Origin of the sequence: Hallella faecis, from assembly GCF_018789675.1 — a bacterium.
GTDB classification, from domain to species: Bacteria; Bacteroidota; Bacteroidia; order Bacteroidales; family Bacteroidaceae; genus Prevotella; species Prevotella faecis.
The window spans coordinates 14,084-30,908 of the sequence record NZ_JAHKBE010000015.1; the positions used below are offsets into that span (position 1 = coordinate 14,084).

Consider the following 16,825-nt stretch of genomic DNA (forward strand, 5'->3'; position numbering starts at 1 on the left):
TCGAAACGCAATCGGTGTGCTGCAACAACGTTGGGGCGCAGCGATTGCATAACGGCGGGAGGCTTGTGGCGCATCGCTTTCTCCCTGGAAGATCTTGGGGAGGCCGTTCATCATCATATGAAGACAGAACGAAATAATGAGTTTGTCAAAGAGGTAGCCAATCAGAAGTATGAGTTTGGCTTTACCACGAACGTGGAGACCGATGTCATTCCGAAAGGATTGAACGAGGATATCGTCAGACTCATCTCTAAGAAAAAGGGTGAGCCCGACTGGCTTCTTGAGTTTCGTCTGAAGGCTTATCGCTTTTGGACAACCCTCTCCGAACCCAAATGGGGACATGTTCATGTTCCCCCTATCGATTATCAGGATATCTCTTATTATGCCGATCCGTTGGCTAAGAAACCCAAGAACAAGGAGATCGACCCGGAACTCGAGAAAACTTTCGATAAGTTGGGCATTCCCTTGGAGGAACGTTTGGCGCTTAGTGGAACGGCAGTCGACGCCATCATGGACTCGGTGTCGGTGAAAACCACATTCAAGAAACAATTGGCCGAGAAGGGGGTCATCTTCTCGAGCATTGGCGAAGCCGTGAAAGACCATCCCGATTTGGTGCGTCAGTACCTCGGGTCGGTGGTTCCTTATCGCGACAATTATTCCGCCGCACTCAATTCGGCGGTGTTTAGCGATGGTAGTTTCGTCTATATCCCCAAGGGCGTTCGTTGTCCCATGGAGCTCAGTAGCTACTTCCGCATCAATGCGCGCAACACGGGTCAGTTTGAGCGTACGCTCATCATTGCCGACGACGACAGCTATGTGTCGTATTTGGAGGGCTGCACGGCACCTATGCGCGATGAGAATCAGTTGCACGCTGCTGTCGTTGAGATTGTTGTGATGAACAACGCCGAGGTGAAATACTCCACGGTTCAGAACTGGTATCCCGGCGACGAAAATGGTAAAGGTGGCGTGTTGAACCTTGTGACCAAGCGTGGCGACTGCCGCGGTGTCAACTCTAAGTTGTCGTGGACACAGGTGGAGACCGGATCGGCCATTACTTGGAAGTACCCCTCGTGTGTGCTTCGTGGCGACAATTCGCAGGCCGAATTCTATTCGGTTGCTGTCACCAACCATTTCCAGGAGGCCGATACGGGCACCAAGATGATCCACATGGGCAAGAACACCAAGTCGACCATCATCTCCAAGGGAATATCGGCGGGCCATTCGCAGAACAGCTATCGCGGTTTGGTTCGTGCCACATCCAATGCCGACAACGCCCGCAATTATAGCTCGTGCGACTCGTTGCTGCTGGGATCCGACTGTGGAGCCCACACCTTCCCATACATGGATATCCACAACGACACGGCCATCGTGGAGCATGAGGCCACCACGTCGAAGATTTCTGAGGACCAATTGTTCTACTGCAACCAACGTGGCATCCCTACCGAGGAGGCCGTCGGACTCATCGTCAACGGCTATGCCAAAGATGTGCTCAACAAGTTGCCTATGGAGTTTGCGGTGGAAGCCCAGAAACTCCTGAGCGTATCGCTCGAAGGAACGGTTGGGTAAAAAATACTTGTAACGCCAACTCCATCCAGTGAAATGACCGAATGAACAAAGCGTCAATGAGAAACCCACTTGGAGCATCGCAAAGATTATGCGGCAACATCGTAAGGCTAATATGACAACATCGTACGAATGATGCGATCATAGCGTAAGGATAATACGACAACATGAAGCGTTTGGTAATGATATGTATGACTTTCCTGTTGATGGGAAGCGTCTGTGTGTGGGCCCAGAGCGAAGACGACAACGGTCGTCGGTGGGCCATTGACGGCCAATTGGGCGGCAACATGATTCGCAATGCAGCGTCGACCGACGCCCTTGTGCCCCAGTATCGAATGGGGTCAACCTCCAATTCGGGCCTGATCACCAAGCTTCATATGGAGTATTACCTGCCCAAAGCGCCGTTCAGCCTGAAGGTGGGATATGAGCATGAGGAACTTCATTTTCTGAAGGGAGACGGCAGTTGCGACCTCAACCAACTGATGTTGGGAGGCCGTTGGTACCCTGCCCCGGCGCAATGGAAGGTCTGTCCTTATGTGGGTGTCGATGTCTTGTATGCCTTTGGCGCCGATCGCGGACCGTTCGAAATGACGTCTTCCATGTCGTGGAGCGCAAACGGACTGACGGAAAACACCTATTCCTATGCCGTCGAAGGCGTTGCCAAAGCTCCGAGGTTTAGTCTTGGTCCCGTTGTGGGAGCCGACATCTACCTGTTCTCAAGCGTCGCCTTGCAGTTGGAATATAGCTACCGGTTGGGCGTCGACGCTCCTTATCGAGCTCATTACACGGAGGGAGGCAGCGGTCGCACGACCGATTATCATGGACAGATGCACCGCCACGCGCTCACCGTCGGCCTAAAACTGACGTTCCCCTTTCTGTGGACGTGCGACGATGGATATGGATTGTTAAATGGTTTATTAGATATTTTATAAATAAATTATGTTAGAGGTTAGAAACCTGCATGCCACCATTGCTGGCAAAGAAATATTGAAAGGCATCAATCTCACGATCAACGACGGCGAGATACATGCCATCATGGGCCCAAATGGCTCAGGAAAGTCAACGCTCTCGGCCGTGTTGACAGGCAACCCCCTGTACACCGTCACCGAGGGTAGCGTGTTGTTCAACGGCAAGGACCTGCTGGCCATGAAGCCTGAGGACCGCGCTCGCGAGGGATTGTTCCTTTCGTTCCAATACCCCGTGGAGATTCCAGGAGTGTCGATGGTCAACTTTATGAAGGCCGCCGTCAACTCCAAGCGCAAGTATGAAGGCCTCGAACCGCTGAAGGCTGGCGACTTCATGAAGCTCATGCGTGAGAAGCGCGAGCTTGTGGGACTCGACAGTAAGTTGGCACATCGCTCCGTGAACGAGGGATTCTCGGGCGGTGAGAAGAAGCGCAACGAGATCTTCCAGATGGCCATGCTCGAGCCGAAGCTCAGCATTCTCGATGAGACCGACTCGGGCCTTGATGTCGATGCCATGCGTATCGTGGCAGAAGGTGTCAACAAACTCTTCACTCCTGAGAAGTCGATCATCGTCATCACCCACTACGAGCGCTTGCTCGACATGATCAAGCCGCAGGTGGTTCACGTGCTCTACAACGGCCGCATCGTGCGCACCGAAGGCCCGTCCTTGGCCAAGGAGATCGAGAAGCGCGGCTACGACTGGATCAAGGAAGAGGCCGATAAGGAGTTTGGGAAGTAATTCTTTCCCGTTACATGAAGAAAAAGGAAACCCTTTTTACACAATGAGTAGCGAAAAACAATACATAGATTTATTTGAGGCGTCGAAAGCGTTGATCTGCAGCCATTCGGCAGCGGCGCTCAATGCCGTGCGCGATCAGGCCTTTGACGACTTCAAGCGCCAGGGCTTTCCCTCGCGTAAGGTGGAGCGATATAAGTACACCGACATGGCTGAGCTTTTCGCACCCGACTACGGTTTGAACCTTAGCAGGCTCGACATTCCGGTCGATCCCTATTCGGTCTTCAGTTGCGACGTGCCCAACCTCTCCACCTCACTTTATTTCGTGGTGAACGACACGTTCTATAAGAAGGTGCTCCCCAAGGCCTCTCTGCCCGAGGGGGTGGAGGTGATGAGCCTGCGTGAGGCCGCTGAGGTGCATCCCGAACTGGTGGAAGGCCGTTACGCCCAACTGGCGAAGACTTCCGACGACGCCATTACCGCCCTCAACACCATGTTGGCTCAGGATGGCTTGTTCATCCATGTGCCCAAAGGTGTCAAGGCGGAGCGTGCCATCCAGGTGGTCAATATTCTCCGCGCCGATGTCGACTTGATGGTCAACCGCCGTGTGCTCATCGTTATGGATGAGGGCGCTGAGGCCCAGCTTCTCTTCTGCGACGACTCGGCCGACGACCGCAACTTCCTCTCCACACAGGTCATTGAGGTCTATGTGGGTGAGAATGCGAGTCTTGACCTCTACTGCTTGGAGGAGACCCACGAGAAGAACACACGTGTGAGCAACGTGTATGTTGAGCAGCAAGCCAACAGTCGCGTGAGCCATGATGTCATCACGCTTCATAACGGCACCACCCGCAACATGCTCAATCTCACCTTCAAGGGCGAAGGGGCTGAGTGTTGGTGCAACGGCTGTGTCATAGCCGACAAAGGCCAGCGTGTGGACAACAATACGCTCATCGACCATCAGGTGGGCCATTGCGACTCGCATGAGCTCTATAAATATGTGCTCGATGGACATGCCGTGGGTGCCTTCGCCGGTCGTGTGCTGGTGCGCCATGGAGCCCAAAAGACCACCTCGCAAGAGACCAACCAGAACCTCTGCATGACCAAGGCGGCGCGTATGTACACGCAGCCCATGCTTGAGATCTACGCCGACGACGTGAAGTGTGCGCACGGATCTACCGTGGGCCAACTCAACGACGCGGCCCTCTTCTACATGCAGCAGCGTGGCGTTGACCAGCATGAGGCCAAGATGCTCCTCGAACTGGCGTTTGTGGGCGAGGTCATCGACCAGATTAAGCTTGAGCCTTTGCGCGACCGATTGCACCAGTTGGTGGAGAAACGCTTCCGTGGCGAACTGGGTCGCTGCCAAGGATGCCGTCTGACCCGTCCGTTGGCCGATGGCGGTTGCAAGCGCTGATAACCCTTCTAAATCGTAAACAATGGAAACAGGATATAACATTCAGGACGTAAGGGCCGACTTCCCCATCCTCGCTCGCGAGGTTCATGGCAAGCCGCTCGTCTATCTCGACAATGGTGCCACCACGCAGAAACCGTTGTGTGTGCTCGACGCCATGCGCGATGAGTATCTCAATGTCAACGCCAATGTGCACCGCGGCGTCCACTACCTCAGTGTGCAGGCCACCGAGTTGCACGAGCAGGCCCGCGAAACCGTCAGGCGGTTTATCAATGCCCGCAGCGTCAGCGAGATTGTTTTCACCCGTGGCACCACCGAGGGCCTGAACCTGGTGGCCAGCACCTTTGGCGACGAGTTTCTGAAACCGGGCGACGAGGTTATCGTTTCCACCATGGAGCACCATAGCAACATCGTGCCTTGGCAGTTGCAAGCCCACAAGCGTGGCATCAAGTTGCGTGTCATTCCCATGACCGATGGTGGCGTGCTCGACTTGGAAGCCTACAAGGGCTTGTTCAATGAGAAGACACGTATGGTGAGTGTCATGCACGTGAGCAACGTGCTGGGCACGGTCAATCCTGTGAAGCAAATGATCGCCATTGCCCATGAGCACGATGTCCCCGTGATGGTAGACGGAGCCCAGAGCACCCCTCATTTCGCCATCGACGTGCAAGATTTGGATTGCGATTTCTTTGTCTTTAGTGGTCACAAGATGTACGGCCCCACTGGCATTGGTGTGCTCTATGGCAAGGAGAGTTGGCTTGAGAAGTTGCCTCCTTATCAGGGCGGCGGCGAGATGATAGAGCATGTGAGTTTTGAGAAGACCACTTTCGAGCGCCCACCCCTTAAGTTTGAGGCCGGAACCCCCGACTATGTGGCTACCCACGGATTGGCCAAGGCCATCGAGTATATGGAGCACCTGGGTCTCGACAACATCGAACGCCATGAGCGCGAGCTCACCCGTTATGCCCTGAGTCAGTTGCGCGATATCCCCGGCATGCACATCTACGGTCATGCCGCTGACCTGTTGTCCGACGGCCAGGCCAACGACATGCAGGGCGACGCCGTGATCAGTTTTAACGTGGGCGACATCCACCACATGGACATGGGCACACTGCTCGACCAGTTGGGCATCGCTGTGCGCACGGGCCACCATTGCGCCCAGCCACTTATGGACCGTCTCGGCGTGTTGGGCACCGTCAGGGCTTCGTTCGCCCTCTACAACACCCGCGAGGAGGTCGATGTTCTTGTGGCCGGAATCCGTCGTGTCAGTCAGATGTTCTAATCCCCAAAGTCTGTTTTCGGATATACATTATACTATTGATGGTGTCAGGTAAATGACATGGCAAAAACCTCATGCTCATTTGCTTGGCACCATTTCGTTTTGTGATAACGCAAGAAAGCCACTTCCATCCCCCACTTGTTGGTGAGTGGTGGGTGAGAATGGCTTTCTCGTGTTGCGTCGCTTAGGGCGACGAAGAGGTTGCGAGGTCGGCTGGGTTCGTGCCCGACGACGTGCTGTGGCTTAGTCTTTCGACAGGAATTTCTTGCATTGCAGGAGCGATACGGCTAACCATACGCCGCAGCCTATGCGGAAGAGCCAAGGCGCGTCGGCGGGCAAGGCGGTGGCGATAAACGCCAGTTGGGCGCTGACGAGCGTGCCAGTCTGCCCCATTGTCAGTTGCTTTTCGCAAATGTTGGAGTAGTAACTGCGCAACCACTCCAAGGGAGCCATGGCCTTTTGCGCCATCTTGGCGACAGCGGTTTGCAAACTGTTGGCAACCGACTGGAAGTTTACTTCTGTCTGGCTCGATGCTGATAATGTGACGTTCTTTTCCATAAGGCTTTACGATTTGGTTTGGATTTCAGCTGCAAAGTTACCCGATTGCAAAGAAATGTCATTTCACAGCACAATATTTACTTGTTAAAAACGTTAAATATACATGTTGGAACCCTATTATAATCACGATTTATTGGAAGCCGGCTGCGATGAGGCTGGCCGTGGATGTCTGGCCGGTAGTGTGTTTGCCGCTGCCGTCATCCTGCCGCGCGACTATAAAAACGCGGCCCTCAATGACTCGAAGAAGCTCACGGCGAAGAAGCGATACGCCCTTCGTGAGCAGATCGAGCGCGACGCCCTGGCATGGGCTGTGGGCGAGGTGAAGCCCGAAGAGATCGACAAGGTGAACATCCTGCACGCCTCATTTCTGGCCATGCATCGTGCCATCGCCCAGTTGCAAGTGGCGCCCGAGGCGCTCATTATCGACGGAAACCGCTTCGATCCCTATCCCGGCTTGCCCCACACGTGCATCGTGAAGGGCGACGGCAAGTATTTGTCGATCGCAGCGGCGAGCATCCTTGCCAAGACCTACCGTGACGATTACATGGATGCGTTGGCCCGAGAGTGCCCCTATTACGACTGGGAGCACAACAAGGGTTATCCCACCGCCAAGCATTACGCTGGCCTGGAGGCCCACGGCCCGTCGGTCTACCATCGCCGTACGTTCAATCTGGTAGGCAACCGGCAGACCTCCATCAATTGGGATGCGCTCCCCAAGGAGTGACGGGCGCGACCGAGTGTTTCTTTTCTCAAACCGATTTTTATGTCAGCTCCATCAACCATGACCAAATGGCTCGACCTCATCCAGGCGATGACCGACGGCCAAAACCATACCGCCAACGAACTGGCTGAGGTGCTCGGGACCTCCGTGCGCAACCTCTATTACACGCTCGACGCGCTGCGCGAGTCGGGCTTCGAGGTGGTTCACGAGGGTCGCAACTACCATCTTCACCCGCGTTCCCCGTTCTTCCAATCCATCGCCTCGGCCGTCGATTTCACCGAGAACGAGGCCGTGTATCTTCACGGACTGCTGACCGCCGTGGAGAAAGACAACGCCATGGCGTCGATGCTCAAGCGCAAGCTCGAACGCTATTATAGCCTGAAACAATACACCGATGTGCGCATCCAGCGCCATGTATATAATAATGTGACGCAACTTGAGCGTGCCATGCGCCGCAAGTGTGTGGCCATCCTCCACGGCTACTCGTCGCCCCATAGCAGTACCGTCACCGATCGTTTGGTGGAGCCGTTCGCCTTCCTTGGCGACAAGAGCGATGTGAGGGCGTATGAGCTGAAGAGCGGCGTGAACAAAACGTTCAAAGTGTCGCGTATCGACCGTGTGGAACTGGTCGATACGCCGTGGTTCAACGAGAGCAAACACAAGGAGGTGTTCACCGATATGTTCATGTTCGCCGGCGAGGACAAGTACCGCATACGGTTGCGCTTCGACCTGCTGGCCCGCAACCTCATGCTTGAGGAGTATCCCCATTCGACCTCTATGATTACCCAGGAGGACGAAGGCCATTGGATTTTCGAGGCCGAACTGGTGAGCTATGTTGGTATCAGTCGGTTCATCCTGGGTCTCTTCGACCATGTGGAGGTGCTTGAGAACGATGACCTGAAGGCTTTTCTCAATGAGAAAATGTCCCGTTGGAAGCCTTTTGAGTAATTGCGCGAGAATGAAAAGGGGCCAGCGGAACTTGCTGGCGTGGCGTGGCCTACCTGAAAAGCGTTTGCAGCACGGGCAACGACTTCATCTCCGGGAATCCCGGAACGTGCAGGCGGTAGTAGTTGAGGATGATTTCCACGCAACGGTTGCGTTCGGCTTGGCTCATGCGGAACAAGTGCATGTTCTTGTAGTTCATGCGCATGAGCAGTGCGATGCGCGAGGCTTCGGCCGGCTCCAGGTAGTCGGGGTGGGGCGGACGCACGGCCGTGAACACGCTGTTGCGAAGGTCGAACCACTGGTGGGCGTCGCTCTCGGCCAGGTTGGGGAAGAAGCCGATGAACCGCGACAGGCGCATCATGAACACCAAGTGGAAGTTGGCGTATTGCTCCGACACGTTGTCGAGCCATAACAGGCTGTCCTCCACGTAGTCGTAGAGCAACTCGTTTTGTTGCTCGTTGCGCGTGGCGTAGTTCAAAAACTCAGCCAAGAAAAGCGAAATCGACAGTTTGACGGGGTCGAAAGGAACCGAACCAAACGGCTTGGCCAGTCGCAGGTCGCGAAAGCGCTGCATGGAAGCTTGCGGGCGATAGTCGAACACCACCTCCAGGAGGGTAAGGGGTTGAAACAGTTGTTTCTTGATTTTTCCTTTGTTCGATTTGGGCAAATGACAAAAGAACGACACCCTTCCTGCGTCGCGAGTAAACAAGTCGACAATCAACTGCGACTCGCCATATTTCAAAGCATGCAATACAATCGCTGAAGTTTTCATTTCCATACACGGGCAAAAATACGAAAAATCAGGCGTTTAGAGAAAATATTTCAATTAAAATTTGGAAGGTTAAACAAAAAGCCGTAACTTTGCACCCGCAAAATTAAGCAGATGGTCCCTTCGTCTATCGGTTAGGACGAGAGATTTTCATTCTCTAAAGAGCAGTTCGACTCTGCTAGGGACTACTCCTAAAGGCAAAAAACAAGAAAAGAAAAAGATAAAGATGGCAAATCACAAATCATCACTCAAGAGAATTCGTCAGACCAAGGTCCGCACGCTTCACAACAAATATTATGCAAAGACTATGCGTAACGCAGTCCGCAAGCTTCGCGCCACTACCGATAAGGACGAGGCTGTGAAGATGTATCCTGTTGTCCAGAAGATGCTCGACAAGCTGACTAAGACAAACATCATCCACAAGAACAAGGCCGCAAACCTCAAGTCAAGCCTTGCTCTGCACATCAAGAAGCTAGGATAAGCTTCGAGCCATAGCTTATTAGTCATATAAGGTCGTGTTCTCTAACGAGAGCGCGGCCTTAAGTTGTTTTGTGGAAGCACCTTCTTTTCCGCCCCAGCCCGTCACCGATGGTTTCCTGCCGGCCGATGGTTTTTAACCCCTGCATTCTTGATTTTTAATCCCTTCGGCCTTGAGGTTAACGCTTGCGCGTCGTCGTCTTGTTTATGCGGCACGTCATCTCTTGTTAAACCCTAATCGGTCATTGGGTAAAACGCCATATTGTTGCGGCCTGGACGGCATATTGGGATGGTCTGCGAGGAAACCGATTGGTAAGCCCAAGTCGGTCATTAGATTTCAATTCTTGTTAGTGTTTGTTTCGAGCAGGTTGCGACAGTCGCGTTGAAGGCATAACGGGCTATGTCGAAACGCGAATGGAAGCAAGATGCCGAAAGAAACGCTGACAAGAGTTGGAAAGAAGCCGTACAATCATAATAACTCACCCATTTCGGTCTAATGACCGATTTGGGATAAGTGGGAACGCCTCGCTCCAAACCGCTAAACGAATTGGCTTGAAGCGTATTTATTCATGCCAAAAGTTTCATGGTTTGGGCAAATTTTAGTATCTTTGCAACAATAAACTATTTGAATTAAAATGGCAGATATTCACAACCCCGAAGATAATTATTCAGCCTCGAACATTCAGGTGCTCGAGGGTCTTGAGGCCGTTCGCAAACGCCCAGCTATGTACATCGGTGACGTCTCAGAGAAGGGTCTTCATCACCTCATCAACGAAACGGTAGACAACTGTATTGACGAGGCTATGGCGGGCTATTGCACCGACATCGTGGTGACCCTCAACACCGATGGTAGTTGCACGGTGGAAGATAACGGTCGTGGTATTCCCGTCGACGAGCACAAGAAGCTTCACAAGAGTGCCCTCGAGGTCGTCATGACCGTGCTTCACGCAGGCGGTAAGTTCGATAAGAACTCCTACAAGGTGTCTGGTGGTTTGCATGGTGTGGGTGTGAGTTGTGTGAACGCCCTGTCATACCACATGCTCTCGCAGGTATTCCGCGATGGCCACATCTACCAGCAGGAATACGAGAAGGGACGCCCCCTTTACCCTGTGAAGGTGGTTGGTGAGACCACCAAGCGTGGTACACGCCAACAGTTCTGGCCCGATCCCACCATCTTCTCCGCAACAACATTCCAGTGGGATGTGGTGGCCCGCCGTATGCGCGAGCTGGCTTATCTGAACGCCGGTATTCGCATCACGCTGAACGACATGCGCGCCGACGTTGAGGGTAAGACCCGCACACAGGTGTTCCACGCCAAGGACGGCCTGAAGGAATTTGTGCGCTACATCGACCGTCACCGCACGCATCTCTTCGACGACGTCATCTACCTGAAGACCGAGAAGCAGGGTGTGCCCATCGAGGTGGCCATCATGTATAACACCGATTATTCTGAGAATCTTCACTCTTACGTCAACAATATCAACACCATCGAGGGTGGTACGCACGTCACCGGTTTCCGCATGGCTCTGACACGTACGCTCAAGAACTATGCCGACAACGATCCGCAGATCTCCAAGCAGATCGAGAAAGCCAAGATAGAGATTGCCGGTGAGGACTTCCGCGAGGGTCTTACGGCGGTCATTTCCATCAAGGTGGCTGAGCCTCAGTTTGAGGGACAAACCAAGACCAAGCTGGGCAACAGCGAGGTGGTGGGTGCCGTTCAGCAGGCCGTTGGCGAGGCTTTGGCCGATTACCTCGAGGAACATCCCGATGAGGCCAAGCGCATCTGTGAGAAGGTGATCCTTGCCGCTACGGCTCGTATCGCCGCCCGCAAGGCCCGCGAGAGCGTGCAGCGCAAGAATGTGATGAGCGGAGGCGGCCTCCCCGGTAAGTTGGCCGACTGCTCCAACAAGGACCCCAAGCAATGTGAGATATTTCTCGTCGAGGGTGATTCGGCTGGAGGATCGGCCAAGCAGGGACGCGACCGCTACACACAGGCCATCCTGCCGTTGCGTGGTAAGATCCTGAACGTTGAGAAAGTGCAGTGGCACCGCGTGTTCGAGGCCGAGTCGGTGATGAACATCATTCAGTCGATTGGTGTCCGATTTGGTGTTGAGGGCGAGGACGACCGCGAGGCCAACATCGACAAGTTGCGCTACGATAAGATCATCATCATGACCGATGCCGACGTCGATGGTTCTCACATCGATACGCTCATCATGACGCTCTTCTATCGTTTCATGCCGAAGGTCATCGAGGATGGACACCTTTACATCGCCACGCCGCCGCTCTACAAGTGTGAGTTCCACCAGGGCAACAAGCGAGTTAGCGAGTATTGTTACAATGAGCAGCAGCGCCAGCTGTTCCTCGACAAGTATGGCGAGGGCGTGGAAGACGGCAAGCGCATCCACACCCAGCGATATAAAGGTTTGGGTGAGATGAACCCCGAGCAGCTTTGGGAGACCACCATGGATCCCAAGACGCGCCTGCTGAAGCGTGTCACCATCGAGAACGCAGCCGATGCCGACGAGATATTCTCTATGCTCATGGGCGATGATGTGGAGCCGCGCCGCGAGTTTATCGAGGAGAATGCCGCTTACGCCAACATCGACGCATAATGCGCAGGCTCCTGGAATGCTCCACCTTCCAAAATCGCCGATTTCATCGGTATGGATGCATGGTGGGATGGAACAGGAACATAGGATATTCAGAAAGTTAACGATCGAATAAATAGGATAGGCATGCCACACCTTGAATCGTGTGGCATGCCTTTTTAGGTTATGAGAAGAGTTTGGTTGATAACGATGGCTTTGTGTTGGCTGACAACCTTGTGCGCGCAGGAGTTTGGCAGTCATTGGATCCGCATACCACAGCCCGACAGCCTCTCGCACGTGTGGTTCCGACAAACCTACGTGGAGGATGGCTTGCCGCTTGAGGCTCGCGTTACGGTGGCCTCGCCCGGTTATTACAAGCTCTATGTCAACGAATGTAATGTGGGTACGGCTTTGTTTTACCCGCCTCGCTTGCAGGCCGACTCCCAACCCGTGGCGATGACGTTCGACGTTACGCCCTTCCTTCGTGCCGACACCAATGTGGTGGCGCTTTGTTATGCGCCTTCCTATCCCCACGTGGATAGCAGTCAGGTCAGCGTCCAGTTTTTTGGCGTCGACGCCTCTGGCGCGCCTTTCTCTCGCTTTAGCGACGGAGGGTGGTTATGCCGCCGCGCCAACTCGCGCTGGACGGTCGAAGGAAAGGAGCACGTGGATGGTCGCCTGCACGACGCTTCGTGGAAAGCCGCTTGGTTTAACCCTGCCTTATGGCTGACGGCCGATGAGCGCAAGGCCGCCGAAGGGTCCAAGGTCACTTACCTGTCGGCCACCCATCCTGTGCTCCGCCATGTGCATACCGACGGCTATCGCTATTTCGACCGTGATGGTTGCAGCGTGTCTTACGAGTTTGGAGTGGGCTTCCACGGTATGATTCGCCTCACTCTGCGCGAGGCGCGCCGTGGCGAGCGTATCAGTTACGATGGCTTGGAGTATGTTTGCAACGGTCAGCTCGACGAACAAGCGTACCCAGTTTTCCGAATGGCCGATTACCGAAGGGTGCGGGTAACGGGCGACCGCCGCTTCAAGCGCGACCAAATCACCGTTGTGGAAGCCATCCAAACGGCCTATGAGCCCGATGGCGACGGCTTGCCTTGGTAAGGGCAGGGTGGGGGCTGCGAGAAGGCAATGGCTGCTCTCACAGCAGCAACCGCAAAAGCTAAGCGAAGGGCATGGCTCGTGTGAGAGCAGCCCACGCCTTTTCTTGTCGATGGAATCGGGTTTAACAACCAATTTGGGTTAAACGATGAAGAGGGTGTGTCGAAAGTCAAATTATACGCCCCGAAGGGGGCAAAAGCTCTCAGCCCAGGGCAGCGCCCTAGGTAAAATGTGCCGTGTAGATTACGCCCTGCAAGGGCAAAAGCGTTGAAACAGAGTTGGTTAGATGCGCTTTTGCCCTTGCAGGGCGTGGCGTAGCGCTAATGGTTTACCCAGGGCGTCGCTACGCTTGCCCTGGGCTATGCGCTACCTTGGGCTTTCAGCCCGCTTAGTTTGTTTTTTTGACACTCTATTTTGTGTGTATGGAGGGAGAGGAAGGCACCATTTGGCCTTCTCCCCTGTTGGGTTAAAGCAGTCCTTGTTTCTTGAGTTCCTCTGCTATGCTGAGCAGTTCGTCGTACCAGTCTTGTCCGAAACGGCGAATGAGAGGCTCCTTGAGAAATACGTAGAGCGGCAGATGCAGCTCACGTCCCTTCTTTACCGCGTCCTTGCAGATGTCCCACCGATGGTAGTTGATGCCCACCAGGCCTCCGTTAAACTGTTTCTCGCGGATGGGATAGAGCGCGCACGAGATGGGCTTGGCCCATTGGGTCTTGCCAGCGTTGCAGGCGCACTCCAGCGCGCAGAGGCAGCAGTTGTGGATGGTGTGGCCGTCGTTGCGGTCGGTGAGGTCTTGGTGGCAGGTAAATACGCAGTCTTTTCCGCCCACAATGCTCGTCACCAGGTCGCCGTCGGCATCCGAGTAGGCCACGCCTTGCTTGTCGATGATGCTTTGGGCCGATGCGGTGAGATCCTCCCACACGGCGTCGAGCGATTCCTCAATATCGCCGATTTCATCGAGCGTTACGGGTGCTCCGGCGTCGCCTTCCACGCAGCATGCGCCCTTGCATTTGTCGAGGTCGCAGCAAAACTCCTCGGTAAAGATATCGGGCGAAACCAGTACGTCGCCAATTTGTATGATGTGGAGTTCGGCTCCTCGTCTGTTGTCGTTCATGAATGTTATGTTATGGTGTTGGGGTTGTTTGTTCGTTACGGTGAAATGGTTGGATTTCATCCTTCGTTTTCTCGCCATGGCAGAGTTAAACAAGATTTCCTCTGCTCATTTGGCTTAACGAAAACGTTGGTTTTCGTGCTCGCCTTACCATGCGATGGGTGCCTGGCCTTGCTCTTTGAGGTAGGCGTTGCAGCGTGAGAACTGGTGCTGCCCGAACCATCCCCCGCGGTTGGCGGACAGGGGAGAGGGATGAACCGACTCGAGTATCAGGTTCTTCTGGCCATTGATGAGTGCTCGTTTGGAGCGCGCATAGCCCCCCCAGAGCATGTAAACCAGTCCTTCGCGGTGGGCCGACAGGGCTTGGATGGCGGCGTCGGTGAAGAGGCTCCAGCCCAACCGTTGGTGGCTGTTGGCCATGTGGGCTCGCACGGTCAGCGTGGCGTTGAGCAGCAGCACCCCCTGCTTGGCCCATCGTGTCAGGTCGCCATTGGCGGGCATGTCGGTACCCAGGTCGTCTCGAATCTCCTTGAAGATGTTGAGCAACGAGGGCGGCATGGCCACCCCTTCGGGCACCGAGAAGCTCAGTCCCATGGCCTGTCCGGGCTCATGGTAGGGGTCTTGCCCGATGATCACCACCTTCACTTGGTCGAAGGGGCAGAGGTTGAAGGCGTTGAAGATGAGGTTTCCCGGTGGGTAACAGGGTCCGCCCTGGTACTCTTGGCGCACCTGTTGGGTGAGAGCGGTGAAGTAGGGCTTGTCGAATTCCGCCCCTAAATGTTGTTTCCAACTCTCTTCTATCTTGACGTTCATGGTTGGTTGGTCTAAATGATTGGATGGTACGCCCCGTTCCGACGTGTTGCGCGTTCCCCGTGTGTGGGAAGCGCGCCTCGCCGTGCCATGCATGTCTCGTGGCCGATTGGGGTTCAAAAGAAAAAGAGAATTAGGTAGAGGGCAATGTCGTGATGCATGTCCGTCTGCCTAATTCTCTATGTTTATGCGCCAGATGCGGTAATCTTCTTGTTACGGGAGGTTACCTCTCTTGCTTACTTGTTGTCGCTGATGAGGCACTCGCCCGTCATGTCGGCAGGCTGCTCCAAGCCCATGATGTGGAGGATGGAAGGCGCCACGTCGGCCAGACGGCCGTCCTTCACGGTAGCCGAGTTGTTGTTTGTGACGTAGATGAACGGCACAGGGTTGAGCGAGTGGGCGGTATTGGGTGTGCCGTCCTCGTTCATGGTGTGGTCGGCGTTACCGTGGTCGGCGATGATGATGGCCTCGTAGTCGTTGGCCTTGGCTGCCTCAATCACATCCTTCACGCAGTTGTCGACGGCCCACACGGCCTTGGCAATGGCGTTGTAGACGCCTGTGTGGCCCACCATGTCGCCGTTGGCGAAGTTCACCACGATGAAATCATACTCCTGTGTGTTGATGGCACCCACGAGTTTCTCCTTCACCTCGTAAGCGCTCATCTCAGGCTGCAGGTCGTAAGTGGCCACCTTCGGTGAGTGCACCAGGATGCGGTCCTCGCCGGGGAACGGTTGCTCGCGGCCGCCGTTGAGGAAGAACGTTACGTGAGCGTACTTCTCCGTCTCGGCTGTGTGGAGCTGGCGCTTGCCGTTGTTTGAGAGATACTCGGCCAGTGTGTCGCGCACGTCCTCCTTCGGATAGAGGATATGCACGCCCTTGAAGTTGGCGTCGTACGGAGTCATGCAGTAGTACTGCAGGTCCTTGATGGTGTGCATGCCTTCCTCGGGCATGTCCTGCTGTGTGAGCACGTAGGTGAGCTCGCGAGCGCGGTCGTTGCGGAAGTTGATGAAGATGATGACGTCGCCCTCCTGGATGGTGCCCTCCACCTTGGCGTTGTGGATCGGCTTGATAAACTCGTCGGTCACACCCTCGGCGTAGCTCTCGTCCATGGCCTTCAGCAGGTCGTCGGCCTGCTTGCCCTTGCCCTCAACGAGCAGGTCGTAGGCCTCTTTCACGCGGTTCCAACGGTTGTCGCGGTCCATGGCGTAGAAACGTCCCACGATGCTGGCGATGTGTGCGTCGTTCTTGTCGCAGCACTGCAGCACCTCCTCAATGAAGCCCTTGCCGCTCTTCGGGTCGCAGTCGCGGCCGTCCATGAAGCAGTGCACGTAGGTCTCCTTCAAGCCATACTCCTTCGAGATCTCGAGCAGCTTGAAGAGGTGGTTGAGGCTTGAGTGTACGCCACCGGTTGAGGTGAGTCCCATGATGTGGAGGCGCTTGCCCGTCTTCTGGGCATAGCTATAGGCGTTGATAATCTCCTGGTTCTTCAGGATGTCGCCGCTCTGGCAGGCCTTGTTGATCTTCACCAAGTCCTGGTAAACTACGCGGCCGGCGCCGATGTTGAGGTGTCCCACCTCCGAGTTGCCCATCTGTCCGTCGGGCAGACCTACGTCCTCACCGCAAGCGTGGAGCTGTGAGTGAGCGCATGTAGCGTTGAGATAGTCGAGGTAAGGTGTCGGCGTGTTGAAGATAGCGTCGCCCTTGTCGTGCTGACCGATGCCCCATCCGTCGAGGATCATCAGGATTGCTTTTTTTGCCATAACTGTATTGTTTTTA

At 54.8% G+C, this 16,825-nt stretch carries 15 protein-coding genes; 10 read left to right on the forward strand and 5 right to left on the reverse strand.

Translation table 11 applies throughout. The features are described from left to right. The first annotated feature begins 117 nt into the window (after window positions 1-117). The 5 genes from sufB to KM934_RS05315 all read left to right on the forward strand — a co-directional run bounded on the left by sufB (window position 118) and on the right by KM934_RS05315 (window position 5,957). Window positions 118-1,563 (forward strand): Fe-S cluster assembly protein SufB, encoded by a 1,446-nt coding sequence (gene sufB, locus KM934_RS05295; RefSeq protein ID WP_215759585.1) that lies wholly within the window; start codon window positions 118-120, stop codon window positions 1,561-1,563. A 188-nt stretch (window positions 1,564-1,751) separates the two neighbouring features. Continuing rightward, window positions 1,752-2,492 (forward strand): hypothetical protein, encoded by a 741-nt coding sequence (locus tag KM934_RS05300; protein ID WP_215759586.1) that lies wholly within the window; start codon window positions 1,752-1,754, stop codon window positions 2,490-2,492. Window positions 2,493-2,499: 7 nt separating this feature from the next. Next, window positions 2,500-3,264: a Fe-S cluster assembly ATPase SufC gene (gene sufC, locus KM934_RS05305; protein ID WP_215759587.1), complete on the forward strand. Its 765-nt coding sequence runs from the start codon at window positions 2,500-2,502 to the stop codon at window positions 3,262-3,264. A 43-nt stretch (window positions 3,265-3,307) separates the two neighbouring features. After that, complete coding sequence (gene sufD / locus KM934_RS05310; RefSeq protein WP_215759588.1) at window positions 3,308-4,678, forward strand: Fe-S cluster assembly protein SufD; 1,371 nt, start codon at window positions 3,308-3,310, stop codon at window positions 4,676-4,678. Between the two features lie 22 nt (window positions 4,679-4,700). Beyond that, window positions 4,701-5,957 (forward strand): aminotransferase class V-fold PLP-dependent enzyme, encoded by a 1,257-nt coding sequence (locus tag KM934_RS05315; protein WP_215759589.1) that lies wholly within the window; start codon window positions 4,701-4,703, stop codon window positions 5,955-5,957. Window positions 5,958-6,197: 240 nt separating this feature from the next. Here KM934_RS05315 and KM934_RS05320 read toward each other — a convergent pair whose 3' ends face one another. After that, window positions 6,198-6,512, reverse strand: a complete 315-nt coding sequence (locus KM934_RS05320; RefSeq protein ID WP_215759590.1) for a hypothetical protein — start codon at window positions 6,510-6,512, stop codon at window positions 6,198-6,200. Between the two features lie 103 nt (window positions 6,513-6,615). Between KM934_RS05320 and KM934_RS05325 the strand changes: the two genes are divergently transcribed. Beyond that, a complete protein-coding gene (locus KM934_RS05325) occupies window positions 6,616-7,236 on the forward strand; it encodes a ribonuclease HII (RefSeq protein WP_215759591.1) in 621 nt (206 codons plus the stop codon). Between the two features lie 39 nt (window positions 7,237-7,275). Beyond that, on the forward strand, window positions 7,276-8,181 hold the full coding sequence (locus tag KM934_RS05330; RefSeq protein WP_252344903.1) for a helix-turn-helix transcriptional regulator: 906 nt from the start codon (window positions 7,276-7,278) through the stop codon (window positions 8,179-8,181). Window positions 8,182-8,230: 49 nt separating this feature from the next. On the opposite strand, the gene recO is transcribed toward KM934_RS05330, so the two are convergent. After that, a complete protein-coding gene (gene recO / locus KM934_RS05335) occupies window positions 8,231-8,956 on the reverse strand; it encodes a DNA repair protein RecO (protein WP_215759592.1) in 726 nt (241 codons plus the stop codon). Between the two features lie 217 nt (window positions 8,957-9,173). Here recO and rpsT point away from each other — a divergent pair, with 217 nt between their 5' ends. The 3 genes from rpsT (at window position 9,174) to KM934_RS05350 (ending at window position 13,131) form a co-directional block, all read left to right on the forward strand. Next, window positions 9,174-9,428, forward strand: a complete 255-nt coding sequence (gene rpsT / locus KM934_RS05340; RefSeq protein WP_215759593.1) for a 30S ribosomal protein S20 — start codon at window positions 9,174-9,176, stop codon at window positions 9,426-9,428. Between the two features lie 631 nt (window positions 9,429-10,059). Continuing rightward, on the forward strand, window positions 10,060-12,042 hold the full coding sequence (gene gyrB / locus KM934_RS05345) for a DNA topoisomerase (ATP-hydrolyzing) subunit B (protein WP_215759594.1): 1,983 nt from the start codon (window positions 10,060-10,062) through the stop codon (window positions 12,040-12,042). A gap of 162 nt (window positions 12,043-12,204) precedes the next feature. After that, window positions 12,205-13,131: an alpha-L-rhamnosidase N-terminal domain-containing protein gene (locus tag KM934_RS05350; protein WP_215759595.1), complete on the forward strand. Its 927-nt coding sequence runs from the start codon at window positions 12,205-12,207 to the stop codon at window positions 13,129-13,131. Window positions 13,132-13,594: 463 nt separating this feature from the next. Here KM934_RS05350 and KM934_RS05355 read toward each other — a convergent pair whose 3' ends face one another. From KM934_RS05355 to gpmI, 3 genes are all read right to left on the reverse strand, one after another. Then, entirely contained in the window at window positions 13,595-14,242 is a 648-nt protein-coding gene (locus KM934_RS05355) for a DUF3109 family protein (protein ID WP_215759596.1), read from the reverse strand. Window positions 14,243-14,386: 144 nt separating this feature from the next. Then, on the reverse strand, window positions 14,387-15,052 hold the full coding sequence (gene ung / locus KM934_RS05360; RefSeq protein WP_215759597.1) for a uracil-DNA glycosylase: 666 nt from the start codon (window positions 15,050-15,052) through the stop codon (window positions 14,387-14,389). A gap of 233 nt (window positions 15,053-15,285) precedes the next feature. Beyond that, window positions 15,286-16,809, reverse strand: a complete 1,524-nt coding sequence (gene gpmI, locus KM934_RS05365; RefSeq protein WP_215759598.1) for a 2,3-bisphosphoglycerate-independent phosphoglycerate mutase — start codon at window positions 16,807-16,809, stop codon at window positions 15,286-15,288. Between the last annotated feature and the right edge of the window lie 16 nt (window positions 16,810-16,825).